The 16,378-nt window shown below is 42.4% G+C and carries 13 protein-coding genes; 8 read left to right on the plus strand and 5 right to left on the minus strand.

All coding sequences use genetic code 11. The features are described 5' to 3' along the window. Nucleotides 1-37: 37 nt before the first annotated feature. The 4 genes from A3IK_RS20360 to A3IK_RS0110750 all read right to left on the minus strand — a co-directional run bounded on the left by A3IK_RS20360 (nucleotide 38) and on the right by A3IK_RS0110750 (nucleotide 7,176). The gene (locus A3IK_RS20360; RefSeq protein ID WP_020559982.1) at nucleotides 38-3,808 is read right to left on the minus strand and encodes a cadherin-like domain-containing protein; all 3,771 of its coding nucleotides are present in this window, start codon (nucleotides 3,806-3,808) and stop codon (nucleotides 38-40) included. A 311-nt stretch (nucleotides 3,809-4,119) separates the two neighbouring features. Further along, nucleotides 4,120-5,208, minus strand: a complete 1,089-nt coding sequence (locus tag A3IK_RS0110740; protein WP_020559983.1) for a BMP family ABC transporter substrate-binding protein — start codon at nucleotides 5,206-5,208, stop codon at nucleotides 4,120-4,122. A gap of 34 nt (nucleotides 5,209-5,242) precedes the next feature. After that, nucleotides 5,243-6,601, minus strand: a complete 1,359-nt coding sequence (locus A3IK_RS0110745; protein WP_020559984.1) for an 8-oxoguanine deaminase — start codon at nucleotides 6,599-6,601, stop codon at nucleotides 5,243-5,245. Further along, the gene (locus tag A3IK_RS0110750; protein ID WP_020559985.1) at nucleotides 6,598-7,176 is read right to left on the minus strand and encodes a chorismate--pyruvate lyase family protein; all 579 of its coding nucleotides are present in this window, start codon (nucleotides 7,174-7,176) and stop codon (nucleotides 6,598-6,600) included. The genes A3IK_RS0110745 and A3IK_RS0110750 overlap by 4 nt, the downstream gene beginning before the upstream one ends. A gap of 155 nt (nucleotides 7,177-7,331) precedes the next feature. On the opposite strand from A3IK_RS0110750, the gene A3IK_RS0110755 reads away from it, so the two are divergent. The 6 genes from A3IK_RS0110755 to pmbA all read left to right on the plus strand — a co-directional run bounded on the left by A3IK_RS0110755 (nucleotide 7,332) and on the right by pmbA (nucleotide 12,644). Next, the gene (locus A3IK_RS0110755; protein WP_020559986.1) at nucleotides 7,332-7,850 is read left to right on the plus strand and encodes an alpha-ketoglutarate-dependent dioxygenase AlkB; all 519 of its coding nucleotides are present in this window, start codon (nucleotides 7,332-7,334) and stop codon (nucleotides 7,848-7,850) included. A 170-nt stretch (nucleotides 7,851-8,020) separates the two neighbouring features. Continuing rightward, complete coding sequence (locus A3IK_RS0110760) at nucleotides 8,021-8,278, plus strand: AbrB/MazE/SpoVT family DNA-binding domain-containing protein (protein ID WP_020559987.1); 258 nt, start codon at nucleotides 8,021-8,023, stop codon at nucleotides 8,276-8,278. After that, nucleotides 8,265-8,657: a type II toxin-antitoxin system VapC family toxin gene (locus tag A3IK_RS0110765; RefSeq protein WP_020559988.1), complete on the plus strand. Its 393-nt coding sequence runs from the start codon at nucleotides 8,265-8,267 to the stop codon at nucleotides 8,655-8,657. The genes A3IK_RS0110760 and A3IK_RS0110765 overlap by 14 nt, the downstream gene beginning before the upstream one ends. Before the next feature lie 140 nt (nucleotides 8,658-8,797). Further along, nucleotides 8,798-9,625 carry a carbon-nitrogen hydrolase family protein gene (locus tag A3IK_RS0110770; protein ID WP_020559989.1) on the plus strand — a complete coding sequence of 276 codons (828 nt, stop codon included), beginning with the start codon at nucleotides 8,798-8,800 and terminating at the stop codon, nucleotides 9,623-9,625. A gap of 209 nt (nucleotides 9,626-9,834) precedes the next feature. Next, a complete protein-coding gene (tldD, locus tag A3IK_RS0110775; protein WP_020559990.1) occupies nucleotides 9,835-11,280 on the plus strand; it encodes a metalloprotease TldD in 1,446 nt (481 codons plus the stop codon). A 14-nt stretch (nucleotides 11,281-11,294) separates the two neighbouring features. Further along, a complete protein-coding gene (gene pmbA, locus A3IK_RS0110780) occupies nucleotides 11,295-12,644 on the plus strand; it encodes a metalloprotease PmbA (RefSeq protein WP_020559991.1) in 1,350 nt (449 codons plus the stop codon). 58 nt (nucleotides 12,645-12,702) lie between these two features. Here the strand turns inward: pmbA and A3IK_RS0110785 are convergent, their stop codons facing one another. Next, nucleotides 12,703-13,395: a glutathione S-transferase N-terminal domain-containing protein gene (locus A3IK_RS0110785; protein WP_083915717.1), complete on the minus strand. Its 693-nt coding sequence runs from the start codon at nucleotides 13,393-13,395 to the stop codon at nucleotides 12,703-12,705. 202 nt (nucleotides 13,396-13,597) lie between these two features. Between A3IK_RS0110785 and A3IK_RS19210 the strand changes: the two genes are divergently transcribed. Both A3IK_RS19210 and tnpA read left to right on the plus strand, forming a co-directional pair. Then, the gene (locus tag A3IK_RS19210; RefSeq protein WP_020559993.1) at nucleotides 13,598-15,637 is read left to right on the plus strand and encodes a monovalent cation:proton antiporter family protein; all 2,040 of its coding nucleotides are present in this window, start codon (nucleotides 13,598-13,600) and stop codon (nucleotides 15,635-15,637) included. Nucleotides 15,638-16,192: 555 nt separating this feature from the next. Continuing rightward, nucleotides 16,193-16,378 (plus strand): IS200/IS605 family transposase (tnpA, locus tag A3IK_RS20845; RefSeq protein ID WP_020559763.1); only part of this gene is annotated, 186 nt, incomplete at its 3' end.

The raw sequence follows: 16,378 nt of genomic DNA on the forward strand, positions 1-16,378 counted from the left end.
GATCCCTTATTAAAATCTCCCCTTCAATTTACTTATGCTATTTTCTTTTGAAAAAGCGTAACAGCATTAAGAAAAATAGCCCGAAAACTGCTAAGAGATCGGTGCTACCGCCACCACCTGAGCTACTACCACTACCATCACCTCGACTGCTAGCCTGAACAGTAATAGTTACCTGAGCCGTAGCTGTACCACCCTTACCATCAGAAACAGTGTAGTTGAATGAGTCACTCCCTACAAAATCTGTTTTAGGGGTATAGGTAAATGTGCCATTGCCATTATTGACTACTTTGCCTCCTTGCGCAGAGGTAGCATCGAAGGTGCTAACGGTTAAAGTATCCCCATCAGTATCTGTATCGTTTGACAGTACATTACTTGTGATAACCGCTATATTCTGTTTAGTGGTAGCACTATCAGCTTTTGCTATTGGATAAGTATTTGCCTTTTCAACGGTAATACTAACCGTAGCTGTAGCTGTTCCCCCCCTATCATCGGAAATGGTGTAGTTGAATGAGTCATTCCCTACAAAATCTGTTTTAGGAGTATAGGTAAGTGTGCCATCGCTATTACTAACTACTTTACCTCCTTGAGTAGAGCTTGTATCAAAAGTAGTAATAGTTAGAGAGTCATTATCAGCATCTGTATCATTAGCTAGGATATTAGAAATAGTGACAGGAGTATTTGTATGAGTGCTAATACTATCATTTTGTGCTACAGGAGTATGATTATTAACATCGAAAGTGTGTACTTTAAACTCAGCAGTCTGACCACCTATATTAACTAGGGTTGATTTAAAGGCACCTGCTGTTGTAGAGGATTGTAGTCTCACAACTATTGTTTGACCGGATTTTATTTCGCCGGGTAGTTTAGTAAATTCACCACCATCTATAGAATACTCACCTTGTAGAATGTAAATAGGGACATTTATCGATGGGCCAGTTATGGTAACAGCATCAGACTCAACCAATGTATCTGGGTCGTTATTAAATTTAGTAGGAATAGTAAAAGAATTTACTATTGTAGTATCTGCTACTAAGGGATTGGGATCAAAACCATCTAATAATCCATCGCCATCGGTATCGGGGTTATTAGGGTCAGTTTTAATAGCTGATTCTGCATCATTATCTAGTCTATCGCCGTCGCTATCTATAGGGGCAGAGTTAGTTAATGTAATCCAGACCTCTTTTGAGTCAACGGTTTCATAAGCTCGCCCTTTTGCTTTAAAGGTTATATGGTCAGTGTCATTCTCCAAAGCTGTAGCGGGTGCTGTAATTTCGAGGGTTACTAACTTTGACTCGCCGGGGGCTAGATTTAAAACACTATCGCCTAGTAAATTAACTGTAAAACCTTTATCAGACCATGTATTAAGATCATAAGTATCAGCGAGTAGTCCCATATTAGTTACAGTAAATTGATGCAATATTTTATCATTAGTACTATTTAATGATCTTTCAAAGTCTTTAGTAGATACGCTTACATTATAGGATTGAGTATAATGTAGTTCTTCAATACTAGGCTCTTGATTTTTCTCTTCAATTGCATAAGAATCAGAAAAATCTGGTTTATCAATACCAGGAATTAAACCAATTCCATTGCCTATAGTACCATACTGGTAGGCAATTTCAGGCCAATCACTATAACTACCTAAAATTTTATCTCTCTCATGATCAGAATTATGATCACTATTTAAAATGTTATAGCAGTATTCATCCTTATTATTAAATGAATAAACAACTTGGTCAGATTTGTAGTTAGCAATATCATTTTTTTGAACTAAAAAAGCAGGTTGCTTTCCCTTTCCCTTTCCCTCTTCACTGTCATCACTGTCAGTATAACCACACGCTATATTAGTACCATATACAATGCTTTTCATGGCCTCAGGTACAATAGGTCCATGAGTGATATCTGTAAACCAACGCTTACTCACATCATTATCGGTACCATTTGTGAATAAAACTGTATTCTCATTAATATCGCCTATATTGAATGAGGCATAGTCAAATTTATAATCCTCCTTGCCTACATTTAACCCTGAAAATTGAAAGGCATAATTCATGATACTTAAGTAATTTGGTTTATTATTAAAGGAATTGACATCATCAAAATTATCTTTATATTTCGGTGTGCCATTATTCTCAACAACTATGACACCATTGGTAAATTTAAACCATGGGCCACCATGACCCAACCCCAAATTATGTCCTAATTCATGCATTAAAGTGCCAGCTTGCATTGATTCACTCCAGAGATTTATACCGGCAGATATAAAAATAGCATTATTTTCAGAAAGTGCTATTCCAGACCATGGTAGAGCTGTAGTTTTATCATAAAATTTTGCTCCTACTAATGCATAATGATAAATACTATCACGGGTATTTTCTTGATTGGGGGTTTTTAAGCTACTAAAACCAAACTTCTCTTTGTATTCTTTTAAGCCCGCTTTAATATTATCGTTTATGGTAATATTATCAGGATCCAATACGTTAGGAGTATTATCTGAAAGAAAGGCCGATCTACTTAAGCCAGATTCTTGTAATCTTGATAATGTAACTCGATTTACATAAACATGGAGATTTACACCATGAAGAGCAAAAGCTTTTTGCACCCTCCTAATAGCTTGATCTGAAAATGGAGTATAGGCGTACTGATCTACTCCATCTTTAGTGATAATAGGTGGTGGTAAGATATCTACCCACAAGTACACATCTTTTCTATTAACATCTGGTAAACCATTGTTGGGATTCTCTCCAAAGCTTGCTTCATTCCAATTCATTCCACCGATTGAAGCAAGTTTTTCCCACTCATCAGGAAGTGCATCACCATCAGTATCAACAATCCCCCCTACATTTTTAAAAGCAAATATAAAAGTATTGGGAGTCCCGTCGGTTGGTAAACTACTACTAGGCTGCCCTAAAGAATAAGTCTGTACCGCATCTACCGTATCAAGTGCCACCAAGGCTGAAGTTTCATCAGGTGTAGCTCCATAGTAAATAGTAAATGTTTTAGATTGACTTGCAGCTAGCTTACCAAAGTTAAAATCGAATAAAGCGCCATAATCAGCAGGCCCTGCATCAGTAAATTCTCCTGTGTAACCAATATCACTAGGTCCAGCTAATGGATTGCTAGAAGCAAATCCATTATTACTAGTGAACACTACATTAGGTAGCTTATTAGTTTTTACAGTGACGTATTCATTAAAAGCAGTTGGCTCAACATCCCAATCCATATTGCGCCGATACAAAACCTCCACCTCACTAGCACTAATATTCTCAATAGTTACTTTGACCTCATACAAGTTAGGTGTAAGAGATGTTGGGGAGTATTCATGGGTAACCCTAAATGTACTGCCTATTGTAACAACGGAGGTAGCTGTTGTTCCAGTAGATGTAAACGACTCTACAGTTAGTCCATCCGTTCCCGCATCTTGATTGGCATAACCCGTTACACCACTAACTTTATCGGCAACACCCCACCCTTCACATAAGCAGCCAGGTGATGTGGAGTCATTATTAGTAGGTACATAGCGCAATCCTACATAAGGCGTACCTCCAGCCGAGACTGCACCAGGTACATTTAGGTTACCTGTATTATTAACTCCTAATTGTATTGTGCCATTGCTAATGATTGCATAATCAGTTCCTGCAGTGGCAGCAGCAGCTCTAAAAGTAGGCGTTGAGGAGTGCTTAGGAGGTAACTCTAGATTCTTTGGGTTGACTTCAGCTAAGGCTTTTGGAACCAATAATATTGCGCATATAGTAACTAATGCCGAGGAGGCTAAATTAGTTTTAGGGTTTTTGGAATAGGAGTCCATAATAGTATACCTAAAAATAAGGGACAGATTAAGAATTTTTATGGAAAATACTGACACGTAGCTTTTACTAAATTATCTGTTAATACTTAGTGGAAGTCTAGGTGGAAAATTCCCAAGTCTAAGGATATCTGGGCTATTCGAGGTATATGGCACAAATCACTCGTAATCTAAATAGATATATTATATGGAATAAATTGATATTTTTTATTAATAAGAAATTGCCGAAGAGCACTTAAAATGGTTTTTTATTAGGTAAATAAAAAAGCCAGACTTTAAAATCTGGCTTTTTTATTTAAAGCTATAGAGCTTGATTATTTAGGAATATCGCCTTCCACACCTTCAACATACCAATCCATTTTGGCTAGATCAGCAATACTCATACTAGAGCCTTCTGGGACTTTCACTTCACCTTTTTGATCTTTAATCGGGCCTGTGAAAGGATTATAGCCGCCTTTAATCTCATCAATTATTTTAGTGGCTTCAGCTTTTAGCTCCTCAGATAGGGCTGGATTAAAATTATTAGAGGTCACAACACCTTCAGCCATGCCACCCCAGAAATCACCTGATTTCCAAGTACCATCCATAACTGATTTAACGACACCTGTGTAATAATCTTCCCAGTTTTGCACCACAGACACTAAATGCGCTTTTTCACCAAAGCGTGACATATCAGAGTCTTGGCCTACACCATACACGCCACCCCGACGTTCAGCCGCTTGCATTGCTGCAGGGCTATCGGTGTGCTGGAGAATCACATCTGCGCCTTGATCCATTAAAGTATTCGCCGCATCGGCTTCTTTACCCGGATCAAACCACGTATTAACCCACACAATTTTTAATTTAGCTTTAGGGTTATAACGATTTAAGGCTAATTGCACGGCATTAATATCACGAATAACTTCTGGAATAGGGAAGGAGGCGATATAGCCAATGGTATTACTCTTAGTCATTTTCGCCGCTAAGAAACCCGCGACATAACGACCTTCAAAACTTTTAGCAATATAAGTGCCGAGGTTTTTTTCCTGTTTATAACCTGTGGCATGCATAAAGGTGACATCAGGGTATTTTTTGGCGACTTTAGCCGTAGGATTCATATAACCGAAAGAGGTCGTGAAAATGAGTTTATTACCATCTTTAACCAAGTTAGTAATCGCACGCTCAGCATCAGCACCTTCGGGAACACTTTCGATATAAGTGGTTTTGACTTTATCGCCCAGATTTTTTTCGACGGCTTTACGGCCTAAGTCATGTTGATAACTCCAACCATTATCACCAACCGGCCCTACATAAATAAAACCCACTTTAAAAGGGTCTTCTGCCTGAGCACCTAAACTGGCTAGCGTTAAACTAGCGCCTGTTAATAAGGCCGCTAACCATTGTTTGACACGAAATGTGCGCATGTATTAATCCTCATGGGGGTAAAATCTGTTGCAATTAAGCGCGGGCTTTTTGGGCTAAGCGTCGCGCAGCGGCTTGGTGACGTTGCATTAATTCCTTTATATCGATGTGTATGGGAGCACCCTCCACGACAGTCCATTGTCCGGCAATCATCACACGGTAGGCGCGTTGTGCTCCACCTAATAACAGTGCCGCTAATGGGTCATGATGACCGGAAAAACGTAGCTCGTCTAGCTTAAATAATGCTAAATCAGCCTGATAGCCTGTCGCAATGCGCCCAATATCCCTGCGTCCTAGTACCTTAGCCGAACCACTCGTGGCAAAACGATACGCATCCAAATGGGTCATCCGTGCCGCACCATAACGTAACCGTTGCAAATATAATGCCTGTCGGACTTCGCTGATTAAATTAGAGTGATCATTAGAGGCTGATCCATCTACTCCAAGTCCTACCGGACTGCCAGCTTGTTCAAGTTCTAAGGTACGACAAATACCGGAGGCTAACATCATATTGGAATTAGGGCAGTGACAAATACCGACTCCAGCCTTGCCAAGTCGCTGAATTTCTTCATCATTAAAATGAATGCCGTGCGCTAACCATGTCCGATTATACAACCAACCCACACGGTCTAAATAGTCAACCGTTCTGAGGCCAAAGCGTTTGAGACAAAACGCTTCCTCGTCTAGGGTTTCGGCTAAATGAGTATGAAGCGATACCTGATAGGTTTGAGCCAGTTGAGCACTAGCTTGCATCAGTTCAGTCGTGACCGAAAAAGGGGAGCAGGGAGCCAGGGCGATTTGTACCATTGCACCTTCATGAGGCTGATGATAGGTACGAATCAGGCGCTCACTATCGTCTAAAATCACCAGCTCGGTTTGTACCGTCGATTGAGGAGGTAAGCCACCTTGATCTTTACCCAAACTCATAGAGCCGCGCGTGAGTGTGACGCGCATACCCACTTTTTTTGCCGCTTCCACCTGCGTATCAATAGCGTATTCTAAACCAGTAGGGAAGAGGTAATGGTGATCCGCAGCAGTCGTACAGCCAGAGAGCATGAGTTCGGTCAAAGCCAATTCAGTTGCAACAGCTAGCATCTCCGGCTCTAAGCCTGCCCAGACTGGATAGAGGGTTTTTAACCACGGAAACAGCTCTTTATTCAAAGCCTCCGGATAAGCACGGGTCAGCGTTTGGTAAAAATGATGATGAGTATTGATTAGCCCCGGCAGTATAACGTATTCACTCGCATCAAAGGTTTGATCAATGGGAGTACTTGGCGTTTGCTGTGCGTCCAATACCTCAATAATGCGCTGATCTTGAATCACAATACCCGCACTAGGACGCTCTATTAAGCCATCAAATAAGGCTAAGGGATTACGTAACCATAAGGTAGTCATAGGGGTATGCTCTCATTAGGTTGCGGGTAATTAATCAGTGCGGGTAGGAAAAACTCACTGACTACCAAGGGATGTAAGGCACCCGTAAATAACGTCTGGCGACCCCAAAGCTGCGGAGTGCTTTTAGCCATGGGTGGAATATTCGCAAAAAAGGCCAGTTCACTAGGAAGTTCAGCGTAATACATGAGCGCACGTTTTAACACTGGCTCGGCGAAAATCCAATGACCGAGGGGGCGAGCGCCCAGTTCACGCAGTTCAGCATAATGATCCACCAATGCGGCTTCAGGTAACACAGAACTAGCGAATACTAGCGGTGTATCGCCATCACAAAGCAACACTTCACGTTGTAGGACGGAGCTGAAAGGGTGCAGCCCTAATGCTTTACTCATTAACTCCGAGCAGGGGGTAAACTCGTGTTTGAGAACTTGTACTTGAAAGGTGTATTGGCAGATAGTTTGGAGTTGTGTAGTCAATGACCCCGCCACCCCTAACCACGCTTGCAGCCATGGGGGGGTGGGTTGAGGGGGTATATCCGTATGAAAAGGGTGCCAAGCCATACCAATCAGAGAATCCATGAACTACCTAAAAGTTAATAATAGCGGCGCAGTAGTGTAGTGCTATGGCGAGAATTTGGTAAGTGCTAATTGCTAGCGGGGGTTGGCAGTTCTTGGGATGAAAGCGGATATTATACGGAGGTTAAACACGAATAATGGGTTAGTAACAAGCAGATATGAATAGACCACCTCTATATCGACAAGAAAATTTTTTGGAGCGTCCCGATGTATTATTTGTCACTTTACGGGATACCGTGCATTGGGATGAGCGCATGAAGGCTAGAAAGACAGCAAGCTTTGGCGTTTCATATGACTACTCGCAGATGGCGTATCCACAAACGGAAATGTTGCCGGTACTCGATGAAATCTGTAAAGCGCTTGAGAGGGAGTTAGGGTTTTACCCCAACAACTGCCTTCTTAATTATTATCAGGATGGCAATGCTTCTATGGGGTTTCATTCTGATTCAAGTGAAGCATTAGCGCCCGGAACGGGGGTTGCGATTATATCATTAGGCGCTGTGCGTAGCATTGTGTATCGCAATAAAGCCAACTTACAGGAGTTTTCTTATCCCTTACCAGAAGGTTCACTGCTTTATATGTCGCAAGAAATGCAAGAAACTTGGTGGCATGCAATACCGAAGGCTAAAAACGCAGGTGAGCGTATTAGCTTAACGTTTAGAAAAATCATTAAATAAAACCCATATAGTCTCCACAACCTTATGTTTGAACTGTTGCTAATAGGTGACATAGAGGGGCATTGGTTGTTTGGAGTTATACCTTCTCAGGAGGGGATTAGGCTTGCTATCTGCCATCACACCCACCATAATTAATGGTCTTACCATTAATCTTACTTGAGGTTTCGACTATGATGGCAGCAACGGTCAGACTCTCCAGCAAAGGACAGATTGTTATACCCAAAGAAGTGAGAGATTCCTTGCACTGGGGGATTGGTGTTGAGTTAATGCTGGTAACAACCGAGTATGGGGTAATACTACAGACTAAACCTACTCAGCAGCCTAAATTTTCAGCAAAATCCTTACGAGGATTTTTACAGCATAAGGGTGAACCTGTCTCCACTGAAGCACTTTGCAAACCAGTTGAGTATACGGATGATCGCGTTTGATACTAATTTATTGGTGCGCCTTGCGGTTAATGATGACCAATATCAAGCGAATATTGCCGAACAACTGATTAATAACAGCGAAGTTTTCATCTCAAGAACGGTTTTACTGGAGAGCGAGTGGGTACTCCGCTCCATTTATAAAATATCTCGGAGTGATATAGCCTCATTTTTCGAGCATGTGCTGATAACTGAGAACATCCTAGTAGAAAACCTAATAGAAGTTAGGCAGGCTCTTGAGTGGTATAAATTAGGCGCTGATTTTGCAGATACCCTGCACCTGTGTATGTGCGGTGATAGTTTGATGCATACCTTTGATAAGGAGTTTTGCAAAGCGGCTAGCAAAGCTGGGCTAACGCCAGCATTCACGGTTTTGAAATAATTTTGTCGTATTTATTTTCTGTCATGTTACGGGCTAAATACTGAATGGATCACACCCTTCTTCGGCTAGTGTTGATGTTTAGTGCTAAAGCACCGACAATCGTTACTAGTATATCCATCTAAGACGAGGGGAGAGTCATTATGATAAAGGTAGCGGCAATCCAAATGGCGTCGGGGCCGCAAGTACAGGCTAACCTAATGGAGGCATCGCGTCTGGTTAAGGATGCGGCGGAAAGAGGGGCACAACTGGTGACTCTGCCAGAAACGTTCGCAATTATGGGATTACGTGATCAAGATCGGGTCACATTGACAGAAACCTATGGGGCAGGCCCTATTCAAGACACGCTCAGTCGTCTTGCTAAAAAACATAAAGTGTGGATTGTAGGTGGCACCATTCCGCTCGCTTCGGATAAACCTGAGCGTCCTTATGCGGCTTCACTGTTATTTAATGATGCGGGTGAGTGTGTGGCGCGTTATGACAAAATGCACCTCTTCGATGTCATGTTAGATGATGAGATTGAAATTTATGCCGAGAGTGACACCAATCTAGCCGGAAAAAATCCCGTTGTGGTCGATACCCCTTTCGGTAAGCTAGGTCTCTCGGTTTGCTATGATGTCCGTTTTCCAGAGCTATATCGCTATTTAGCCGCACAGGGTGCTCAGATTATGGTAGTTCCCTCCGCTTTTACTGATGTAACCGGCAAAGCACACTGGGAAGTATTACTGCGAGCGAGAGCCATAGAAAACCTCGCCTATGTGATTGCACCGGCTCAAGGGGGCTATCATGTGAATGGGCGAACAACCTATGGGCATAGTATGATTGTTGACTACTGGGGTAGAATCTGTGCAACCTTACAAAAAGGCTCAGGTATTGCCATGGCTGAATTGGATTTAGAGGAGTTAGAACGCACCCGCCGTCACTTTCCTGTACTCACTCACCGTTGTGCGCCTGATGTAGATATAATCTAATGGGCTAGTATTTGCCTAGCCTGTCCCCATAATAGTGTGATATTCAGATCATTAAGTGGGTAGGGACAGTAGAAAGTATGCTTAGTTTGGGTGGAGGCTGTTAATACATTTTTTTGCATGCTTCAGACCACTATCTATGCCGACAAGACCGCTCTAAAAAGATACACTGACCTTACCTAGATACTTAATATAAAAAGCAAAGGATTCTTATGAAACAGGCAATTGATAATGCTATTGATATTTTTTTGACTAGCAGTGGCTTAACTCATGCTCATTTAGATCAGGTATTTTCTGCACTACTCACCCGTGAAACTACATTGGCGGATTTATACTTTCAATCGTCCCGCTATGAGAGCTGGAGTCTAGAAGAAGGTATTGTTAAAAGCGGTAGTTTTAGTATTGATCGTGGTGTGGGGGTACGTTCGGTCTGTGGTGAAAAAACCGGATTTGCCTATAGTGGTGAGATTAGCTTAGCCGCCTTATTGGATTCAGCTAAAGCAGCTCGTGCTATTAGCCAAGCACCCGTCGGTACTTTACCCAAAGGTTTTCAAGTACGTAGCACCGAGCGCCCACTCTATGGCACACAAGATCCTCTATTGTCGCTGTCAGAAAATGAAAAAATCGAGTTACTCAAACAGATTGATATTCATGCACGCGCGATGAGTCCTTATGTCAAGCAAGTCATGGCAAATATGGTCGCGGTACACGAAACCATTTTGATTATTGACGAACAAGGACGCATGACCGCCGATATTCGTCCCTTAGTGCGCACCAATGTCTCGGTGATTGTCGAGCGTGAAGGGCAATCTGAAAGTGCTAGCGCCGGTGGTGGTGGTCGTTTTGACTTAGATTTCTTTGTCAATAATAACCGTGCGCTACATTACGCTGAAGAAGCGGTGCGCAAAGCCTTAATTAATTTAGATGCGAAAGCGGCTCCTGCGGGCAGTATGACCGTAGTATTAGGTTCTGGTTGGCCTGGAGTATTGCTGCATGAGGCGATTGGTCATGGTTTAGAAGGTGATTTTAACCGTAAAGGCACCTCAGCCTTTAGCGGTAAAATTGGGCAGCAAGTCGCCTCTAAAGGTATTACCGTAGTGGATGATGGCTCGTTAGAGCTACGCCGTGGTTCTCTGACCGTAGATGATGAAGGCACCCCCACTCAATGCACCACCTTGATTGAGGATGGTATGTTAGTAGGCTATATCCAAGATCGGCAAAATGCCTTACTAATGGGACAAAAACCAACCGGCAATGGGCGGCGTCAATCGTATGCACATCTTCCTATGCCACGTATGACCAATACCTATATGCGTTCTGGACAATATGCCCCTGAAGAGATTATTGCCTCGGTAGAGAAAGGTGTGTATGCGGTGAATTTCTCCGGTGGGCAAGTAGATATTACTTCGGGCAAGTTTGTGTTTTCGACCTCTGAAGCCTATATGATCGAAAATGGCAAAGTCACCTATCCGATTAAAAATGCCACCTTGATTGGTAATGGTCCCGATGTGCTCACCCGCGTCAGTATGGTGGGCAATGATATGAATCTCGACGATGGTGTAGGGGTTTGTGGTAAGGATGGGCAAAGCGTTCCAGTAGGAGTAGGGCAGCCGACTCTGCGGGTGGATGGTTTAACCGTAGGCGGTACAGCGAGCTAAAGGATAAGATAGATATGATTGAATTAGATAATAAAGATGCCCTGACGGCTCAACTACAAGACTTAGCCACACAAATCTTAGCGGTTGCTAAACAACGCGGCGCTACAGCGGCTGAGGTAAATATTGATAAAGGTACGGGTCTTTCTACCGAGGTACGTATGGGTGCGGTGGAAAAGCTAGAGTATCACCGTGATCAAGGTGCGGGGATTACCATTTATTTTGGTAATCGTAAGGGCTATTCCTCCTGTGGTGATTTATCCGTACAAGCCTTGACTGATGCGGTTGATGCCGCCTGCCGTATTGCTAAATATACGGCTGAAGATGAGTTTAATGGCTTGGCTGATGCCAGTTTAATGGCTAAAAGCTGGCCTGATTTAGACCTCTATCATCCGTGGGATTTAAATGCTGAAACCGCGATTCGTCGTGCACAGGAAACCGAGGCGATTGCACGGGAGAGTGATGCACGGATTAGCAATAGCGATGGTTCGAGTGTCGAGAGCTATGCCGGTTTGAGCTTATACGCTAATTCACACGGTTTTAGCGGTGCGGTACATAGTACGCATCATTCTGCTTCGTGCGTATTAGTCGGGCAAGATGGCGAGTCCATGCAACGCGATTACTGGTATAGCGTTGCTCGCGCTCCCTCTGAATTAGAAAGCCCAGCAGTCATTGGACAAAAAGCAGCAGAACGTACAGTGCGCCGTTTAAACGCTCGCACCTTGAGCACCTGTGAAGTGCCGGTATTATTTCCAGCCACCTTAGCACGGGGCTTGATTGGTAGCTTAGTATCGGCAGTCAGTGGTGGCTCACAATATCGCAAAGCAACCTTCTTACCCGACTCGATTGGGCAGAAGCTTTTCCCCGATTTCGTGCAATTACGTGAAGACCCGTTCATTCCACGCGCACTCGGCAGTCGTGGTTTTGATGGTGAAGGTGTCGCTACCCAAGCGCGTGATATTCTAGTCGATGGAAGATTGCAAGGTTATTTCCTGAGTACCTACTCCGCTAAGAAACTAGGCATGGTGACCACAGGTAATGCTGGTGGGAATCATAATCTGATCCTGCAAAGCACCGGGCATAGTTATGAGGATTTACTGCAACAATTAGGCACCGGGCTACTGCTGAATGAATTATTCGGTGGGGGCGTGAATGGCATGACGGGGGATTACTCGCGGGGTGCTGTGGGTTTTTGGGTAGAAAATGGTGTTATTCAATATCCTGTTGAAGAGATCACCATTGCTGGTAATCTCAAAGACATGTACCACAATATCCAAGCCATCGGGAATGATGTGGATATTCGCGGTAATATTCGCTCTGGCTCGATTCTAATTAATCGCATGACCATTGCCGGATCGAACTCATAGTATCCAAGTAGGCTGCTGGGTTTTCTGCCAAGCAGTCTAAGTCAGTCAGCTATACTCTCTAAGCAGAGAGTGTAGCTGTAGGGGTTGCTAGCTGAGCATCACAACGCTCAAACCATTGTTGCAATGTGGCGTTATTACTCAATACACCTGACCAAAACGGCATCTTAGCTCCCGATTTAAGTACTCCATACACGACCGCATCAACTAATCCTAGTTGTGCCCCCGCATAATACATTTGACCCTTCAAACCTTGTTGCACCCAATGCTGTAACGCACGCTCAAACTCTTGTTGTGGGTGGCTAATATTATGTTTCGCCTGCATTTTACGCGCTACCCTCGGCATGACTAACGCGCCTGCGACTCTCACACCCCACTGTTTCAGCGGCTTAAACTGGTTGGGGAGCATAATATGGGCAAAATTTTGATACGAAGTACGTATATTGGGATGAATTAAGGGTGGTAAATAATGTACAAGTGTTTGATCTACCCACTGCAGCCAGTCGTAATCTTGTTGGGTAGGCGGCGATAACTGGCTATAATGTTCTCTGATATAGAGCACAATCCGCTCAGATTCTAGGATAATTTCATTATTATCGCGTAATACCGGAACCTTTTTATGAGTCGTGAAGTCTAGTTCTGGCATACCAAACGGTGTTACTTCTATCACTTGATAGGGGGTATGAGTGAGATGGAGCATCGCCTTCACCTTCCAACAAAAGGGACAGGCATTGAACTGATATAGGGTTAGCATACTGTTGAAAACTCATTTGGTATAAAGAGCGCTGATTCTAAGGCTAATCATTAAAACTCAAAAGCTTTTTATAAAAATAAGCGCTATTAAAAAATAATATTAATAAGTTTATTCGCTAGGCTAGTAGGGTTATTAACTAAAGTAATTATTTTTATAAGATAACAGTAATATCATTATTGAACACAGTTCAGAGGGCTTTGCAATGGAGCATGGAACGGATTTATTACACATCGTCTTGGTTCTGCTATTATTATCAGTCAGTGCTGTTGCAGCCGTACGTATTTTTAATTTGCCTCCTATCTTAGGTTATTTAGTCGTTGGTACATTAACGAGCGAGCATGCTTTGCGTATATTGCCTACTAATGAATCCATCGCTTTTATGGGTGAAATAGGGGTGGTGTTTTTATTATTTGCTATTGGCCTAGAGTTTTCAGTTCAGCAATTATTGGCGATGCGTAGAACTGTTTTAGGTTTAGGAGGGGCGCAAGTTATTTTATCTACGATAAGTGGATTTGTTTTATTATATTATGCAGGGCTTAATTGGCAGGGGGCTTTAATTGCGGCAGGAGCTTTAGCGATGTCATCGACAGCCATTGTGGTGAAGCAATTAACGGATCAGGGAGAAATGCGTGTCAAGCATGGGCAATTAGCCTTAGGTATTTTGCTGTTTCAGGATATCGCTGTTGTTCCTTTTTTAATTATTATCCCCTTATTAGCTGTTGGTTCTACTCATACCTTAGAGCTTAGCCATTTAGCTTTAGAAGTGTTTATTAGTATTGGTGCTTTAGGTCTGGCTTTAGTGCTGGGGCATTATGCTTTACGTCCGCTGTTTCATTATATTGCCCGTGCTCAATCGGTAGAGTTATTTAATATTACCATTCTTTTAGTCGCACTCACTGCCGCGTGGACGACTCAATCACTGGGTTTATCCTTAGCGTTAGGAGCTTTTTTAGCCGGCATGATGCTTTCGGAGACAGAGTATAAGCATCAGATTGAAAGCGAGGTGCGCCCCTATCGTGATATTTTAATGGGGTTATTTTTTATTACGGTAGGCGCAAAACTAGATCTAACCGTTTTACCTAGTTTATGGCTGCCCATTATTACTTTAGTATTAGGTATTACCTTAGGCAAAGCATTATTGATTAATGCCTTAGCCCGCTTTTTTGGAGCAGATAATGGGACTTCATTAAGAACGGGTCTAGTATTAGCTCAAGGGGGTGAGTTTGGTTTTGCTCTATTGGCATTAGCTTTAAGCAATAAGCTATTGAATACCGAAGAGGTTCAAGCCGTTCTAGCTGCCATTGTGATTAGCATGGCAATAGCCCCTATTATTATTCGCTATAATGATAAAGTGACTAAAAAACTATTTGCCGATACTTATTTACGTCAGCGTTATAAAGAGGCGCATGATTTTAGTCGTGAAGTAAAAGAAATTGAAGAGCATGTATTAATCTGCGGTTATCGACGGGTAGGGCAAAGCATTGGACGTTTATTGCATGAACAAAATATTCCTTATATTGCCTTGGATTTAGATTCCCGTATTGTGCAAGAGGCTTGGGAAGCGGGTGAGACGGTTTATTATGCCGATGCGGCACGCACCGAGATTTTAATTGCAGCAGGTTTATATCGTGCGAAGGTAGTGATTGTGACGGTAAGCGATATGGAAACAGCCGGGCTTATTGTAGATGCAGTACGCAAGAAACATGATGATATCCCTATTCTAGTACGCGCCCGCGATGATAGTTATATGGAAGAGCTAGAGGCTAAGGGAGCTGAGGTATTGCCCGAATCATTAGAGGCGAGTCTCATGATTACGGAGCGAGTATTAAGTAAAATGGGTATTTCTGCTGCAGAGATTTTATTTTTAACCGAAAAAATTCGAGCCGATGGTTATCGTGCCTTACAGAGCTTTTTCCATGGGGTAGGTACTAAGGTAGCCACTCCAACCCAAACCTTTTTATACAGTGTGGTGTTAACAGAGGCTGCCTATGCGGTGAATCAGACCTTACAAGCCTTAGAATTAGATGATTTTAATATCAGTGTAAAATCGATTCGCCGTTCAGGTATTCGGGGAGATAGCCCAAGTCCGAGTACTTTATTGCAAGTAGGCGATGTTTTAGTGCTAGAGGGTAAGGCGGCAAACTTTCAGGCAGTAGAAAAGTATCTAAAGCAAGGGCCGAAAGCATCTCGTAAAAATCCAATTGATGCAAATATAGCCAATCCATTGTCTAGTGATAATTAATTAATCAAAAGAATTCTAACGAATAGCTTGTATTTGCTCATTAATTAAACTTAAGCTAAATTTTAGTAGCTTATTATGTCATCATTGATTGTAATAAGGACTCTTCTGGTAAAGAGGTTTGGATTGATTAAAAATTTAGCTTTTCACCTTCATTCTTATCTTTTTACTTAGCTGTTGGCAAAGATGCTTTTGAGGAGATAGCGTGTTTTTTATACAGTATAGGTCACAAACGATCAGTCCCCTTTATGAGAGTTTTTTAAGCTTATTGTCTATTTAATTGATCAATGATTGAGCTATCCGTTTTTTGTGAACTTTGTCACGCAATTTTATGAATACAAATTGAGCAAAAATTAGGTATAGTTGAGCAAATAGCCTAGTCATTCTGATGCTTTGATAACAAATACTTACATAAAGTTAATTTTTATCAAGGATAGGCGGTGCTAATGTGAAAATACTTTTTATTAGTCCGTCTTCTAAGGTTAAAACCACCGTCTTTAGACGGTCAGATTTATCTGCGATACTCACCCAATAGAAGTCAAGCAGAGGACTGGAGAAATGGAGTATCGGTATGGCAGTCATACAGTATACCGAATCGAGTACCACTTTGTATTTGTGACGAAATATCGTTATCCGATTCTAAAGGGCGATGTGGGCTTGCGGGTACGGGAGCTGATCCGTCAAACCTGCCAAGCCTTTGAGATAGAGATTGTGAAAGGGGTGGTGAGTAAGGATCATGTGCAT

Source organism: Thiofilum flexile DSM 14609 (genome assembly GCF_000380185.1).
Classification (GTDB): domain Bacteria; phylum Pseudomonadota; class Gammaproteobacteria; order Thiotrichales; family Thiotrichaceae; genus Thiofilum; species Thiofilum flexile.